Origin of the sequence: Novosphingobium capsulatum NBRC 12533 (assembly GCF_001598375.1) — a bacterium.
GTDB lineage: Bacteria > Pseudomonadota > Alphaproteobacteria > Sphingomonadales > Sphingomonadaceae > Novosphingobium > Novosphingobium capsulatum.
Genome location: NZ_BCYV01000011.1, coordinates 1 through 13,747, shown reverse-complemented (window position 1 = coordinate 13,747; position 13,747 = coordinate 1). Strand labels below are relative to the sequence as shown.

At 67.2% G+C, this 13,747-nt stretch carries 16 protein-coding genes and 1 tRNA gene; 7 read left to right on the top strand and 10 right to left on the bottom strand.

Annotation, left to right across the window (positions count from 1 at the left end):
- Positions 1-64: 64 nt before the first annotated feature.
- From SCA01S_RS10245 to SCA01S_RS10230, 4 genes are read right to left on the bottom strand one after another with little or no spacing between them, the layout of a single operon-like run.
- Positions 65-502: a periplasmic heavy metal sensor gene (locus SCA01S_RS10245; protein ID WP_054130572.1), complete on the bottom strand. Its 438-nt coding sequence runs from the start codon at positions 500-502 to the stop codon at positions 65-67.
- Complete coding sequence (locus SCA01S_RS10240; protein ID WP_133726759.1) at positions 499-891, bottom strand: hypothetical protein; 393 nt, start codon at positions 889-891, stop codon at positions 499-501. The genes SCA01S_RS10245 and SCA01S_RS10240 overlap by 4 nt, the downstream gene beginning before the upstream one ends.
- A complete protein-coding gene (locus SCA01S_RS10235; protein ID WP_084390926.1) occupies positions 884-1,441 on the bottom strand; it encodes an RNA polymerase sigma factor in 558 nt (185 codons plus the stop codon). The genes SCA01S_RS10240 and SCA01S_RS10235 overlap by 8 nt, the downstream gene beginning before the upstream one ends.
- Before the next feature lie 54 nt (positions 1,442-1,495).
- Positions 1,496-1,960, bottom strand: coding sequence for an EF-hand domain-containing protein (locus tag SCA01S_RS10230; protein ID WP_062785319.1), 465 nt, complete (start codon positions 1,958-1,960; stop codon positions 1,496-1,498).
- 167 nt (positions 1,961-2,127) lie between these two features.
- Here SCA01S_RS10230 and cobA point away from each other — a divergent pair, with 167 nt between their 5' ends.
- The 6 genes from cobA (at position 2,128) to SCA01S_RS10200 (ending at position 7,602) form a co-directional block, all read left to right on the top strand.
- Complete coding sequence (gene cobA / locus SCA01S_RS10225; RefSeq protein WP_054130575.1) at positions 2,128-2,895, top strand: uroporphyrinogen-III C-methyltransferase; 768 nt, start codon at positions 2,128-2,130, stop codon at positions 2,893-2,895.
- Between the two features lie 8 nt (positions 2,896-2,903).
- Complete coding sequence (locus SCA01S_RS10220) at positions 2,904-3,200, top strand: DUF2849 domain-containing protein (protein ID WP_028657417.1); 297 nt, start codon at positions 2,904-2,906, stop codon at positions 3,198-3,200.
- 2 nt (positions 3,201-3,202) lie between these two features.
- On the top strand, positions 3,203-4,837 hold the full coding sequence (locus tag SCA01S_RS10215) for a nitrite/sulfite reductase (protein ID WP_062785317.1): 1,635 nt from the start codon (positions 3,203-3,205) through the stop codon (positions 4,835-4,837).
- Positions 4,830-5,270: a DUF934 domain-containing protein gene (locus SCA01S_RS10210; RefSeq protein WP_054130576.1), complete on the top strand. Its 441-nt coding sequence runs from the start codon at positions 4,830-4,832 to the stop codon at positions 5,268-5,270. The genes SCA01S_RS10215 and SCA01S_RS10210 overlap by 8 nt, the downstream gene beginning before the upstream one ends.
- Positions 5,271-5,274: 4 nt before the next feature.
- A complete protein-coding gene (locus SCA01S_RS10205; RefSeq protein ID WP_022674676.1) occupies positions 5,275-6,075 on the top strand; it encodes a phosphoadenylyl-sulfate reductase in 801 nt (266 codons plus the stop codon).
- Between the two features lie 123 nt (positions 6,076-6,198).
- Positions 6,199-7,602: an MFS transporter gene (locus SCA01S_RS10200; protein ID WP_218016399.1), complete on the top strand. Its 1,404-nt coding sequence runs from the start codon at positions 6,199-6,201 to the stop codon at positions 7,600-7,602.
- 19 nt (positions 7,603-7,621) lie between these two features.
- Here the strand turns inward: SCA01S_RS10200 and SCA01S_RS10195 are convergent, their stop codons facing one another.
- Positions 7,622-8,251, bottom strand: coding sequence for a TetR/AcrR family transcriptional regulator (locus tag SCA01S_RS10195; RefSeq protein ID WP_022674678.1), 630 nt, complete (start codon positions 8,249-8,251; stop codon positions 7,622-7,624).
- A gap of 59 nt (positions 8,252-8,310) precedes the next feature.
- On the opposite strand from SCA01S_RS10195, the gene SCA01S_RS10190 reads away from it, so the two are divergent.
- Positions 8,311-9,324, top strand: a complete 1,014-nt coding sequence (locus SCA01S_RS10190) for a Rieske 2Fe-2S domain-containing protein (RefSeq protein ID WP_062785315.1) — start codon at positions 8,311-8,313, stop codon at positions 9,322-9,324.
- A gap of 18 nt (positions 9,325-9,342) precedes the next feature.
- Here the strand turns inward: SCA01S_RS10190 and SCA01S_RS10185 are convergent, their stop codons facing one another.
- From SCA01S_RS10185 to SCA01S_RS22565, 5 genes are all read right to left on the bottom strand, one after another.
- The gene (locus tag SCA01S_RS10185; protein WP_084390925.1) at positions 9,343-10,278 is read right to left on the bottom strand and encodes an NAD-dependent epimerase/dehydratase family protein; all 936 of its coding nucleotides are present in this window, start codon (positions 10,276-10,278) and stop codon (positions 9,343-9,345) included.
- Between the two features lie 25 nt (positions 10,279-10,303).
- Positions 10,304-11,437: a glutamate 5-kinase gene (gene proB / locus SCA01S_RS10180; protein ID WP_062785313.1), complete on the bottom strand. Its 1,134-nt coding sequence runs from the start codon at positions 11,435-11,437 to the stop codon at positions 10,304-10,306.
- 236 nt (positions 11,438-11,673) lie between these two features.
- Entirely contained in the window at positions 11,674-12,729 is a 1,056-nt protein-coding gene (obgE, locus tag SCA01S_RS10175; RefSeq protein WP_062785622.1) for a GTPase ObgE, read from the bottom strand.
- A gap of 179 nt (positions 12,730-12,908) precedes the next feature.
- Positions 12,909-12,984 (bottom strand) — tRNA-Ala (locus SCA01S_RS10170).
- A 103-nt stretch (positions 12,985-13,087) separates the two neighbouring features.
- Positions 13,088-13,747, bottom strand: a 660-nt coding sequence (locus tag SCA01S_RS22565) for a hypothetical protein (protein WP_062785311.1), incomplete at its 5' end; no start/stop codon positions are given.

Sequence of the window (13,747 nt, the reverse complement as noted above, 5' to 3'; positions counted from 1 at the left end):
GTTCCTTCGTCGCGGGCTTGAACGCAGCGACCGGCCGATTCCGTCGCTGGCGACGTAACGCAGCTTATTTCCCGCTCTTGGGCTCCAGCCGATCGGCGATACGGTTGCGATCGGCCTGCGGCAGGCCCGCCACATAGGGCACCACCTGCATTTCCACGTGGGCGCGCACCATGGCATCGCCCGCCCGCAGGCGTTCAAGCTGCGCCAGCAGGGCCGGCTGATCCACCACCGGCGCGCGCAGCAGCGCGGCGATCTGGCGACGCAGCGCGCGGTTGCCATCCACCTGCGGGCGCACCTCTGCGCGCGCCTGGCGCACCACCTGGCGCAGGCCACGGCGCTGTTCAGGCGCCAGCTCAGCGCCTGGCACGCGCAAGGCGCCCATGCCGATCGCCGGATGCTGGTTGTGCATGCTCCACCAAGCCGCGCCCGCGCCCGCCAGCAAAAAGGCGTTGAGCAGGATCGAGCCGGCCAGCAGCACACGCAGGCGCGGGGATGCCTTCATCCTTCTTCCCCCGCGCTTTCAAACACGCTGGCGTCCAGCCGTGGCGCCACGCGCTCTGGCCCGATCACCACGGCAGCGCCCAACCCGGCCACGGCCCCGGCCAGCACCGTGCCCACGCCGATGGCCGACCACCACAGCCGCGCCCGCACGATCCAGCCGCGCCGCCGCCGTGCCACCATGCGCTGGCGCAAGGCCGGCGTGGGTGGCGCCACCGTCCAGGCAGCCAGTTTAAAGTCCAGCGCCTCGGCCTGGGCCAGCGCTTGCGCACAAGCGGGATCGGCTGCAGCCAGGTGCCAGCCCGCGGTACGCAGCTCTGCGGGCCAGCGGTCGATCCCGCCATAGGCCTGCGCCAGCGCGGCAAAGCGCTCCGGGCTCATCGGTTCAGTCATGATCGGCCCCTTCCTCTTGCGCAAAGCGCTGCCGCAACGCGCGGCGGCCGCGCGACAGCAGGCTTTCCAATGCCTCCACGCTCACCCCCAGCACGGCGGCCGCCTCGATATTGCTCAGTTCCTGGTAATGGACCAGCACGATGGCTTCGCGCTGACGCTCGGGCAAGGCCGCCACCGCATCGGCCACCGCGCGCGATTGGGCTTGCGCGGCCAGCGCCGCATCGGCCAGCGGCGCGGTATCGGCCTGCTCGGGCGGCTCTGCCACCACCACGCCGCGCCGCCGCCGCATCCGATCGCGACACAGGTTGAGCGTGACGAGATGCAGCCAGGTATCGAACCGCGCCTGCCCCGGCCGCCACCGCCCTGCCTGTCGCCAGGCCCGCACGAACACTTCCTGCGCCACGTCCTCGGCCTCGTGCCGATCGTGCAGCAGGCGGCTCGCCAGGGCCAGCAGGCGCGGCAGCTTGGCCCCGACTAACTGGCGCACCGCGCCATCCTCGCCCTGGGCCATCCGCGCCAGCAATGCGGCGTCGGGATCTGCCTCGCTCAAGCCAGGGCCTCGCAGGCCAGCGTCCCGAAGATGGTGGGCACGGCGGCATCAGCCTCAGGACGGGTTTTGCTGCCCGTCACCCTGCATGCCGTGGTCGCCCATGCCTTCCTGGCCACCGGCACCACCGCGCATGCCGCCACCCCGCATGCCTTCACCCGGCCGCATGCGCTCGTCCGGCGTCAACACGCCATCGCCATTGCGGTCCATGCGGTTGAAGCGCTCGGTCAGGCCAGCGGTGATTTCCGCCTTGTCGAGATAGCCATCGCCATTGCTGTCCATGCGCGTGAACTGCCGGTCGGGGTCGCCCCGGCCGGCCATCATCGCGGTCAGTTCCGCCTTGCTCACGCGGCCATCGCCATCGGTATCGGCGGCCATGATCCGCCCCATCTGCCGCGCGACAAAGGCATCGCGGGTCACGCCCTGGCCAGCAGGTGGCGGGGATTGGGTGGTGTCCTGCGCCAAGGCCGGCATCGCCGGGGTGAGCGCCAGGAACAGGGATGCCAAGCCAAGTGTTTTCATAAGACCTCCATCGAGCCTGGCCCTTTAACGGGGCATGACGCGAATTCCGTCGCACCCCGCTGCAAATGCCGAAGAGGAAGCAAGAATGTTCGCGCTAAAGCTGACCTAGCCCCCGCCCAATCGATTCTCGCTGGCACGATGGCGCCGCTGCGCCCACATGCCCCACCATGAGTCATGCCCCCCTCCCCGGAACCGTGTTTCTGGTCGGCGCCGGCCCCGGTGATCCCGATCTGCTCACGCTGCGCGCCGCGCGCCTGCTGATGAAGGCCAAGGTCGTGGTGCACGATGGCCTGGTCGATCCCGCCGTTCTGGCCATGGCCCCGCGCGGCGCCCGCTTCGTGTCGGTGGCCAAGCAGCGTGCGCGCCACACCATGCGGCAGGAAGACATCAACGCCCTGCTGGTGGCAGAAGCGCTGGCCGGGCACGATGTCGTGCGCCTCAAGGGCGGCGATCCGTTCATTTTCGGCCGCGGCGGGGAAGAGGCAGAGGCCTGCCATGCCGCCGGCGTGCCGGTGCAGGTGGTGCCCGGCGTCAGCGCTGCACTGGGCGCGGCCGCTTCTGCGCAGATTCCGCTGACCCACCGCGAGAATGCCTCGATCGTCTCGTTCGTGGCCGGGCAATGCAAGGGCCTGTCGGATCAGAACTGGGCGGGCCTGGCTGGCGTTGGCCGCACCCTGGTGATCTACATGGGCGTGGCCACAGCCGCCGCCATCGCCGAAAAGCTGATGGCCGATGGCCTGGCGCCGACAATGCCGGTGGCGGTCATCGAAAATGCCTCGCGCCCGCAGATGCGCGTGGTAAGGGGCGCGCTGGCGGGGCTGGCCGACCTGGTCGAGCGCGAACGCATCAAGAGTCCGGCACTGATCGTCATCGGCGAAGTGACCGCACGGGGAGACATCATGGAATTGCAAGCGGTTGTGGAGGCAGCCCGATGAGCGAGAAGATCAAGATCATCACGGGCAACGACTTGCGCACGGGTGACGTGATCTGGTGGACCGGCGAAGGCTGGTCGCGCCATGTCGACAATGCCGTGGCGGTAACCCACGATGCCGACGCGATCATCGCCCGCGAAAACGCCAAGCAGGTGGTGACCGACACGCACGTGATCGATGCAGTGGCCGCCGACGGCGCGGTACGCCCGGCCCACATCAAGGACCGCATCCGCGCGCTGGGGCCCACCGTGCGCCTCGATCTTTCGCTCAAGCCTGCCGATCCGCAGGCCGGCAGCTGGGTAATCTGACCATGTATCAATACGATCAACACGACCAGGCGATGGTCGATGCGCGCGTGGCCGAATTTCGCGGCCAGGTGGCACGCCGCCTGTCGGGCGAACTGACCGAAGACCAGTTCAAGCCGCTGCGCCTCAAAAACGGGCTCTACCTCCAGCTGCACGCCTATATGCTGCGCGTGGCGGTGCCCTATGGCACGCTCAATTCCGCGCAGATGCGCGTGCTGGGCGACATTGCCGACAAGTATGACCGTGGCTATGGCCACTTCACCACGCGGCAGAACATCCAGTATAACTGGATCAAGCTGGCCGACGCGCCCGATATCCTGGCCGATCTGGCCAAGGTTCAGCTGCACGCGATCCAGACCAGCGGCAACTGCATCCGCAACACCACGGCCGATCACTTTGCCGGCGCGGCTGCCGATGAAGTGGCCGATCCGCGCCCCTATGCCGAACTGCTGCGCCAGTGGTCGACGTTCCACCCGGAATTCGATTACCTGCCGCGCAAGTTCAAGGTGGCGATCATCGCCAGCGAGACCGACCGCGCGGCCATGCGCCTGCACGATATCGGCATCCAGATCGTCAAGAACGAGGCGGGCGAAATCGGCTGCAAGTTCTTTGCCGGCGGTGGCATGGGCCGCACCCCGATGATCGCGCCGTGCATTGCCGAATTCGTGCCCGCGCTGCAGATGATCAGCTTCCTCGAAGCGGCGCTGCGCGTCTACAACCGCCACGGCCGCCGCGACAACAAGTACAAGGCGCGGATCAAGATCCTGGTCCACGAAATCGGCGTCGCCGAATACAGCCGCCAGGTGCAGGAAGAATTCGCCCACATCCTTACCCTGGGCCTCGAACCGCCGCCGGCCGAGCTGGAGCGGATCAAGGGCATGTTCGCCGATCCCGGCCTCGAAAGCGGGCTGTCTGACGATCTCGATCGCAGCGATCCCGATTTCGCGCTGTGGGTCGATCAGAACGTGCACACCCACAAGCAGGCCGGCTATGCGATCGTCACGATCAGCTTGAAGCCGGTGGGCGGCATTCCGGGCGATGCCACGGCCTACCAGATCCGCCTGATGGCCGATCTCGCGCGCGATTACAGCCTCGATGAACTGCGCGTCAGCCATGCGCAGAACATCGTGCTGCCGCATGTGAAGAAGGCCGATCTCTATCGCGTGTGGCAGGCGCTGGACGCGGCGGGCCTGGCTACGCCCAACCTCGATCTCATCACCGATATCATCGCCTGCCCTGGTCTCGATTACTGCGCGCTGGCCAATGCCCGCTCGCTGCCGCTGGCGCAGAAGATCACCGACCGGTTTGCCGACATCGGTCGCCAGCGCGAGTTGGGCGAGCTGAAGCTCAAGATTTCCGGCTGCATCAATGCCTGCGGGCACCACCACGCCGGCCACATCGGCATCCTGGGGGTGGATCGCAAGGGCGTGGAAAATTACCAGCTGCTGCTCGGCGGCGCGGAAAGCGCCGACACCTCGCTCGGCACGATCACCGGCCCGGGCTTTTCCGAAGACGGCGTGGTCGATGCCATCGAAAAGGTGACGGACGTCTATCTCGCCCGTCGCGAGGGCGCGGAACGCTTCCTCGATACCTATCGCCGCATCGGCATGGCCCCGTTCAAGGAGGCGATCTATGGTTGAGACCGTGCTGCGCTATCGCACTGACGAGCCCGTGGGTGACCCAGCCGTGACGGTGGATGCCTTTGCCGCGCAGAGCAATGCCACCGCCGTGCGCATCGAGCCGGGCGACGATGCCCTGGCGCTGTTGCCGCATCTGGAGCGCATTGCCCTGATCGAGGTGAATTTCCCCTCGTTTGCCGATGGCCGGGGCTATTCCGCCGCGCGGTCGTTGCGCGAACGCGGCTATACCGGCGAACTGCGCGCGGTGGGCGATGTGCTGATCGATCAGCTTTCGCACATGCGCCGGTGCGGGTTCGATTCCTTTGCCCCCGACAAGCCGATCAGCGCCGAGGCGGCCGAAGCCGCCTTTGCCACCTGGCCGGAAGTCTATCAGCAGACCGTCGATGGCCGCGCCCCGATCTGGGCCGCGCGCCACCCGGCCGCGAAAGCCTGAAGCCATGGCCAGCCCCGCCCGCACTCCCGACACGCTCGACCTTGGCCCGCGCTTTACCGCGGCCGAGGTAGCCGCGCTCAACGCGCGGTTCGCTGATGCCTCCACGCAGGATATGCTGGCGGCCGTGCTGGGCGAAGGGCTGGCGGGGCGCGTGGCCGTGGTCTCCAGCTTTGGCGCGGAAAGCGCCGTGCTGCTGCATCTGGTGGCGCAGGTCGATCCGGCAACCCCGGTGCTGTTCCTCGACACGCACAAGCATTTTCCCGAAACGCTGGCCTATCGCGACGCCCTGGTGGCGCAACTCGGGCTGACCAACCTGGTCGTGCTGGAACCCGATGCCGCCACCGTGGCCAAGAAGGACGAAGCGGGCCTGCGCTGGTCGTGGGACCCGGATGGCTGCTGCGAAATCCGCAAGGTGATCCCGCTGGCCAAGGCCATGGCGGGCCTCGATGCCACGATCACCGGGCGAAAGGGCTTCCAGTCGTCCACCCGCGCTGGCCTGCCCCGCTTCGAGCTGGACAGCAGCGACGCAGTTGGCCGCCTCAAGATCAACCCGCTCGCCAGCTGGACCAAGGACGCGCTGGACGCCTATTTCACCGTCCATGGCCTGCCGCATCACCCACTGGTGGCGCAAGGCTATCCCTCGATCGGCTGCGCCCCCTGCACCAGCAAGGTGGCACCGGGTGAAGACCCGCGCTCGGGCCGCTGGAAGGGGTGGGACAAGACCGAATGCGGCATCCACGTGCCTGGCAGCACGGATGACGGCGACGGCAGCGAGCTGCCCCCCGGCTACGAACCGGTGTTCTGACCCGCGCCCAAGCCTGCGGTTTCCTTATGGTTCCGTGCAAAATTTGATCGGTCCCGCAGGGTTGATCCGGGCGCGCGCTTTCGTCAAGGCAGGCCAGTCCCGCCTGCCCGGAAAGCCCTGCCCTTGACTGACGAGATCGCCCCGATCACCCCGCTGCGCCGCCGCCTGATCATGTGGCTGGTCACCGGCGCGCTGTTCATGGAAATCCTCGACGGGACGATCCTGACGACCGCGCTGCCCTCGATGGCGCGCACCTTCGGTACATCGGCCGTCGCCCTCGACATCGGCATTTCGGCCTACATGCTCGCACTCGGCGTGCTGATCCCCGCCAGCAGCTGGCTGGCCGATCGCTTTGGCTCGCGCCGCATCTTCGTGACCGCGATCGCGATCTTCACGGTGGCATCGGCGCTGTGTGGGCAGGCGCAATCGGTGCCGGAATTCGTGGCCCTGCGCGTGCTCCAGGGGATTGGCGGCGCGATGATGACGCCGGTGGGGCGCCTGGTGGTGATGCGCCACACCCCGCGCGACCAGCTTATCGCCACGCTTTCAGCGCTGATCTGGCCCGCGCTGTTCGCGCCAGTGGTCGGCCCACCAGTGGGCGGCTTCATTACCGAGCACCTGGGCTGGCGCTGGATCTTCTATTTCAACGTGCCGCTGGGCATCCTGGCCCTGCTCGCGGCGCTATGGCTGATCCCCGACGTGCGCGGCCCGCGCCGCCGGTTTGACTGGACCGGCTTTGCGCTCACCGCCGTCGGCGTGTTCGCCTTGCAGATCGGCCTGGAGCATAGCGCCCGGCGGATCGACGCTTTGGGCCTGGGCCTGGTGTGTGCCGGGCTTGCGATGCTGACGATCACCATGGCCCACTTGCGCCGTAGCCCAAATCCGCTGCTGGATCTGGGCGCGCTCAATATCCCATCGTTCCGCGCGGCGGTCAGCGGCGGATCGCTTAGCCGCATGGCGATTGGCGCAGTGCCGTTCCTGTTGCCGCTGATGATGCAGGCCGGTTTCGGCTATGGCGCGGTGCACGCCGGGCTGTTCGTGGTCGCGCTGTTTGCCGGTGACATCACGATGAAGGCGCTGGTCGAACGCATCCTGCGCCGCTTCGGCCATCGCAACGTGCTGACGATCAACGGCGTGATCTGCGCCGCCTCGCTGCTCTCGCTTTCGGCAATCGGCCCGCATTCGCCAGCCGTGCTGGTGGCGGCCCTGTTGTTCGTCAACGGCCTGGCCCGCTCGCTCCAGTTCTCGTCGCTTTCCACCCTGGCCTTTGCCGATGTGGACCGCACCGCGATGGGCGATGCCAACGGCCTGTTCAACACCATCCTGCAGCTGGGCGCCGCCGCCGGCGTGACCGCGGCGGCGATGAGCGTGCACGCCGGCGATGCTCTCGCCGGCGCGGTTGGGCTGAACGGCCAGGGCGCGGACTATCGCTTCGCGTTCATTGCCATGGCCGTGCTCTCGCTCGGCGGCGTGATCAGCGCGCTGAAACTGCCGCACGAGGCCGGACGGACGCTGACCACGGGATAAGGCGCAAAGAAGCGCAGCCCTATCGCGCCATCCGCCCGTTCAGGAACAGCGTGACGCAATAGCCAACATGCGCGGCCAAGGCGGCAGGATCGGGCCGTGGCGCGCCATAGAGCAGCCGGCTGACCTGACCGGCCAACGTCAGGTCGAGGAACGCCAGCGCATCGCGCGCCGGGTCTGCCGTGGTGATCAAACCGGCGTGCGCCCAGGCGCTGAGCCGATCGGCCAGCGTAGCCTCGATTGGCTCCACCGCTTCGCGCCGATACAGTTCCGACACCTCGGGAAATTCCGCGCCTTCAGCCACCGCCATGCGACCCACGAAAATATTCTCGTCGCTGGTGATCCACGCCAGCGCCAACAGCCCGAATGCCTGCAGCCAGCCCTGCGGATCATCCGCCGTGATGCCGGCCGGATCAATCGCGCTGCGCCAGCGCGCGGCAATGCGCTGCACCACACCGCCAAACATCGCCCGCTTGGTGGGAAAATGCCGGAACATCGTGGGCTTGGACCCGGCAAAGCGCTCCAGAATGCGGTTGGTGCTGGCCGCGGCAAAGCCATGCGCCATGAACTCGGCCTGCGCGGCATCAAGAATGCGCTCGCGCACGGCTTCGGGCTTGCGGCTGCGAATCGGTCGGGCGGCTTGCGTCGTCATCGTCCTTGCCATAAAGAAACCAACAGGTTTGTTTAATTCGATAGCGGGAGAGCTTGGCCATGTCTGATTACGTGCGCAACCTCTGGTATATGGCGGCTTGGGAAAACGAGGTGCCCGATGATGGCGTGCTCGCCCGCCGCCTGCTCGATGCCCCTTGGGCGATCTATCGTCTGGGCGATGGCAGCTATGCCATGCTGGCCGATCGCTGCCCGCATCGCTTCGTGCCGCTCAGCCGGGGCAAGCGCGTGCGCGACATGCTGCAATGCGGTTATCACGGCCTGGGCTTTGGCGCCGACGGCCGCTGCGCGCATACGCCCTTTGCCACCGCCGTCCCCGATGCCCAGGTGGCCACGCGCCCGATCGTGGCGCGGCACGGTGCCTTGTGGTTCTGGCCGGGCGATGCGGAGCTCGCCGACCCTGCGCTCATTCCCGATTTTTCTTTCGTGACCGACGGGGCGGAGGTGGTGTGTGAAAGCCTGCTGATGGATGCAGGCTATCAATTCATCACCGATAACCTGATGGACCTGAGCCACGCAGAATTCCTGCATGTCGAAACCTTCGGCGTGAATGGCTCGCTGTTCGGCGGCAAGCACAGCGTCGAAACCGATGATACCGGCGGCATCTGGAACAAGTGGGACATGGTCGATGCCAAGGCGCCGGAATGGGCCAAGCCCATGCTGCCGCCCGGCACCAATACCGACCAGAAGATGCACATCCGCTGGCACGCACCGGCATCCATGGCGCTGTTCATCGAACTCACTCGCGACGACACCGGCCAGCCGCTGGTCCCGCCGATGGCCAACCCGCACATCATCACGCCGGCAACGGCTACTACCTCGCACTATTTCTATACGCGCGAACCAGGCGATGCCGCCAAAGCCATGGCGCTCAAGGTCTTCCTCGAAGAGGATGAGCCGATGATCCAGGCTGCCGAAGCCGGCCTCGATGGACAGGAGTTCTGGGCGGCGCGGCCGCTGATCCTGGCGTCTGATGCCGGCGCGGTGCGGGTGCGCCGCCGCATGATGCAGTTGCGCAAGCGCGAGGCAGCCGAACCTGCCCTGCAGCCCGCATAACACAACCGGGCTGGCGTCCTACAGCCAGCCCTCTTCCTTGTACCATGCCGCCGTGGCGTGGAGACCCAGCGTGGTTTCCACCTGCGGCTCCCATAGGCTGGCGGGCGGGCGGGCGCCGTCGCTCACCGTCCAGTCGGGATGGCACATATAGCCCACGCGATCGAGCGTGAGCTTGGCCTTGTCCTTGCGGGCCCAGCGATCGGCCTTGGCCGCCCATTCCAGCACGCCGCGCGGCAGCGGCAGCGGCTTGACCCGCTTGCCCATGGCGAGGCCAATGGCGCGGGCCAGATCGGTATGGCTCCACCCACCGGGCGTGCCATCGTCTGGCTCGAACGTCTGGCTGGTGACGTCCTCGCCACCGGGCACCAGCGCGATCAGCAGGCGCGCCAGGTCGTTGACGTGGATGATCGAGGCGCGCCCCTCGGGCGGCAGCGGCACGATGCCCTTGCGCGCCAGCTTGAACAGCTCGAACATCTCGGTGTCGCGCGGGCCATAGACTGCCGGCGGGCGCACCACGGTCCAATCCAGGCTCGAGGCGCGCACGATCATCTCGCCCTTGCGCTTGCTGGCGCCATAGACCGACAGCTGCGGCTCGCGCGCAGAGAGCGACGAGACGTGGACGAAGCGCTCCACCCCGCCCGCCAGCGCGGCGTTGACCACGTTGAGCGCGCCGGTGACGTTGCCGGCGTGAAACCCGGCCTCGTCCGGCGCGTTCACCACCCCGGCAATGTGCAGCACCACCCCGGCACGATGCACCAGCCGCTTGAGCGCGGCGACATCGTGCAGATCGCCCTGGACCCATTCGATGCCCTCGCGGGCGGGTTGCGGGCGGCGCGTCAGCGCGCGCACGTCCATCCCGGCGCGCGCCGCCTGCTCCAGCACGGCCTGGCCCACGAACCCGGTGGCACCGGTCACGGCCAGCAATTCCCCCGGTCTTTGGCGAAGCGCCATCATGCCCAGATCCCCACGACGGGCACTTTCACAACAGCACCATCTGGTCCCGGTGGATCAACGCAGAGCGCGGCGCGTAGCCCAGGATCGCCTCGTGCGCGGACGAGGGATGGCCCAGCAGCCGCGCCGCCTCTGCCGCGTCGTATTCCGCCAGGCCACGCGCCAGGGTCTGCCCGTCTGGGCCGATCACGGCAACAGCATCGCCCCGCGCGAAATCGCCGTCGATCGCGGTGACGCCGGCAGCGAGCAGGCTGGACCCGCGCGCCAGGGCAGCGGCGGCACCGGCATCGACCGTCACCGTGCCGCGCATGCGCAGGCGCCCGCCCAGCCAGGCCTTGCGCGCGGTGTGGCGGCGGCGCGGCACGAACAGCGTGCCACGCGTGGCGTCAAAGGCCGCAGCGATCGGCGAGACCGGCTGGCCATCGATAATCGCCAGAGCCATGCCGGCCATTTCGGCAATCTCAGCCGCCTGCAGCTTCGATGTCATGCCGCCCGATCCCAGGCCGGACGACGATCCGCCCGTGGCCATGGCATGGATTTCCGGCGTGACGCCCTGTACCACCGGAATGCGCACCGCATCGGGCAAGCGCGGATCGCGGTCATACAGCCCGTCGATATCCGACAAGAGCAGCACGCCCTGCGCCGCCGCAGCCTGGCCCACGCGCGCGGCGAGACGATCGTTGTCGCCAAAGCGGATTTCCTGCGTGGCGACCGAATCGTTTTCATTAATCACCGGCACCGCGCCAGCCGCCAGCAGCCGTCCCAGCGTGGCCGTGACGTTGAGATAGCGGCGGCGGTCTTCCAGGTCTTCCAGCGTCAGCAGGATCTGCGCCGCCGTAATGCCATGGCTGGCCAAGAGTTCGGCCCACAGACCGGCCAGCGCGATCTGCCCGACAGAGGCGCTGGCCTGGGCATCGGCCAGGCTGCCACGCCCGCCCTTGGCCAGGCCCAGCTTGCGCGCACCAAGCGCGATCGCGCCCGAAGACACCACGATCACCTGCTGCCCGGCAGCGCGGGCGGCAGCGATTTCGGCCACCAGCGCCGTCAGCCAGGCGCGGCGCGGCTGCCCGTCCTTGCCCACCAGCAGCGCCGAGCCGACCTTGATGACAAGGCGCGGGCACACGGCAGGATCGGCGAGGTGAGACAGCTGGGCAATGCGCATGATCGGCGCGGCTTAGGCCAAATGATCGGGCAGGTGAAGGGCGCTTGAAGGAATTGTGACACGCTTTGGCGCGGGGGTGTTTTCCGCCAGGATGCGCATGGCATCACACCACCCCCAACCCCCTCCTCTAAAGAGGATGGGGAGAAGTAAGATGGAAAGCCCCATCCTCTTTAGAGGAGGGGGTTTGGGGGTGGTGGAACCCTAAAACAACTGATGAAAAGCTGCAAAAAAAAGCCTCAAATCGGCGACCACGGCTTGGCGTCGGCCTCGTCTTCCACTTCGCCGGTCGGCCGCTCAGTGGTGGTGGCGGCCGGCAGGTAATCGAGCACGGCATCGAGCAGATCATCCATGCCCCTGCCCGTTGCGCCCGAAATCGGGAACACGCGCGCGGCGCCCGCCTCGATCAGCTCGCGCGAAAAGGCGCGGACCAGTTCGGCATCGACCAGGTCGATCTTGTTGAGCGCCACCACGCGGGGCTTGTCTTCCAACCCGGCGCCATAGGCAGCCAGTTCCTCTTCGACGATCGCCAGCGCCTCGGCCGGATCGGTGCCGTGAATGTCGATCAGGTGGATCAGCACGCGGCAGCGCTCGATATGGCCCAGGAAGCGATCGCCAATGCCCGCGCCTTCTGCTGCACCCGCGATCAGGCCAGGAATATCGGCCAGCACGAATTCGCGCGCGCGGTGCCGCACCACGCCCAACTGCGGCCGCGTGGTGGTAAAGGCATAATCGCCTACCTTGGCCTTGGTATTGGTGATCTGGTTGATGAAGGTAGACTTGCCGGCATTGGGCAGGCCCACCAGCCCGGCATCGGCCAGCAGCTTGAGCCGCAGCCAGACATACATCTCGTCACCCGGCCAGCCCGGCCCGCACTGGCGCGGCGCGCGGTTGGTCGAGGATTTGAACGACAGGTTGCCGCGCCCGCCGTCGCCGCCGCGCAGCAGGACAACGCGCTGGCCCACTTCGGTCAGGTCGGCCAGCACGGTTTCGCGGTCATCGTCCAGCACCTGGGTACCGAGCGGCACCTTGATCACCAGATCGTTGCCACCCGCGCCCGTGCGGTTCTTGCCGGCGCCGCCGTGGCCGCGCTGGGCCTTGAAGTGCTGGGTATAGCGGAAATCGATCAGAGTATTGAGGCCGGTCACCGCCTCGAAAATGATGTCGCCACCCTTGCCGCCATCGCCGCCATCGGGGCCGCCATATTCGACATACTTCTCGCGCCGGAAGCTGACCGCGCCGGGGCCACCCTGCCCTGAGCGGATGAAGATCTTGGCCTGATCGAGAAAGTGCATGGCGTTGGCGTCCGGCAGTCCTGAATGGGCGCAGCCGGCGCCTTTGCAGCAAACGCCGATTGCGCCAAGGCCCGCTTTGCCCACCCGGCCCGTCGGCTGATGGCGCGTCGGAATTCAGGCTGGCAGCAGGCTGGCGAGCATGGGGACCGGAAATGGAACCGATCCGTTCAATTTTATACTGGTGGAGCCGAGGGGGATCGAACCCCTGACCTCGTCATTGCGAACGACGCGCTCTCCCAGCTGAGCTACGGCCCCGTTCCAGTATCGTCCAAAGCAGGGCCGCCTAGGCGCCCCGTGCTTCGGGAGCGCCGCCATTAGCGCAGAGCCATGGCGGCGCCAAGAGCAAAAGTGATATTTTTTAGAGCGCGCCGGTGGCCTGCGTAGTTGGTGTCCCGCTGGTCGAGTTGTCGCTGGCAACGGTCGGAATCACGATAGTGGAGCCAGGCTGGGCACCACCATATTGTGCCTGCCAGATAGCCAGATCGGTGCGATACTGGTCGTATCGGCGATAGAACGCATCGAACACGATTTCGATGTTGGGCAGGCTGCGCACCGCAAAGGCTTCGAGTTCGGCAGCGGGCACAGCGGCGCCGTCGCGCGCCACCGCCAGCGTTGCATCGCAAAAATCACCCATCGTCGCCGGAAGGGCGTAATGATTGTAAACTGCGGTCATGTACTGCTCGCGCGGGGCGATGAACTTGCTGCCGAACTTGGCCTTGAATTCCTGGTCGACAGTGCGATTGGCCTTGTCGAGCCCCTTGGCCTGCGACTTGAGGAACGTGCGATAGAGCGGCAACAGCTCGACATGGCGCGGGCCAGTGCAGTTGAGCGCGGCAACGTTGTAGGCCGAGCGCAGGTTCCAAACCATCTGCGCGGGCGTGATGTTGCGATTGACCGATTCCCGCAGGCCGGTGGCGGCCAGCGGCGGCACCGTCAGGTTGGCGCTGGCGCCATTGGGCGGCATCGGCCGCGCCGGCACGATCACGACCTTGGGCGGCGGTGGCGGGGGCGGCGGCGG

Excerpts from the sequence above, each read along its gene's own strand:
- SCA01S_RS10245 (WP_054130572.1), bottom strand. The coding sequence starts at position 502 with ATGAAGGCATCCCCGCGCCTGCGTGTGCTGCTGGCCGGCTCGATCCTG.
- SCA01S_RS10240 (WP_133726759.1), bottom strand. The coding sequence starts at position 891 with ATGACTGAACCGATGAGCCCGGAGCGCTTTGCCGCGCTGGCGCAGGCC.
- SCA01S_RS10230 (WP_062785319.1), bottom strand. The coding sequence starts at position 1,960 with ATGAAAACACTTGGCTTGGCATCCCTGTTCCTGGCGCTCACCCCGGCG.
- cobA (WP_054130575.1), top strand. The coding sequence starts at position 2,128 with ATGAGTCATGCCCCCCTCCCCGGAACCGTGTTTCTGGTCGGCGCCGGC.
- SCA01S_RS10215 (WP_062785317.1), top strand. The coding sequence starts at position 3,203 with ATGTATCAATACGATCAACACGACCAGGCGATGGTCGATGCGCGCGTG.
- SCA01S_RS10210 (WP_054130576.1), top strand. The coding sequence starts at position 4,830 with ATGGTTGAGACCGTGCTGCGCTATCGCACTGACGAGCCCGTGGGTGAC.
- SCA01S_RS10205 (WP_022674676.1), top strand. The coding sequence starts at position 5,275 with ATGGCCAGCCCCGCCCGCACTCCCGACACGCTCGACCTTGGCCCGCGC.
- SCA01S_RS10195 (WP_022674678.1), bottom strand. The coding sequence starts at position 8,251 with ATGACGACGCAAGCCGCCCGACCGATTCGCAGCCGCAAGCCCGAAGCC.
- SCA01S_RS10190 (WP_062785315.1), top strand. The coding sequence starts at position 8,311 with ATGTCTGATTACGTGCGCAACCTCTGGTATATGGCGGCTTGGGAAAAC.
- SCA01S_RS10185 (WP_084390925.1), bottom strand. The coding sequence starts at position 10,278 with ATGATGGCGCTTCGCCAAAGACCGGGGGAATTGCTGGCCGTGACCGGT.
- proB (WP_062785313.1), bottom strand. The coding sequence starts at position 11,437 with ATGCGCATTGCCCAGCTGTCTCACCTCGCCGATCCTGCCGTGTGCCCG.
- obgE (WP_062785622.1), bottom strand. The coding sequence starts at position 12,729 with ATGCACTTTCTCGATCAGGCCAAGATCTTCATCCGCTCAGGGCAGGGT.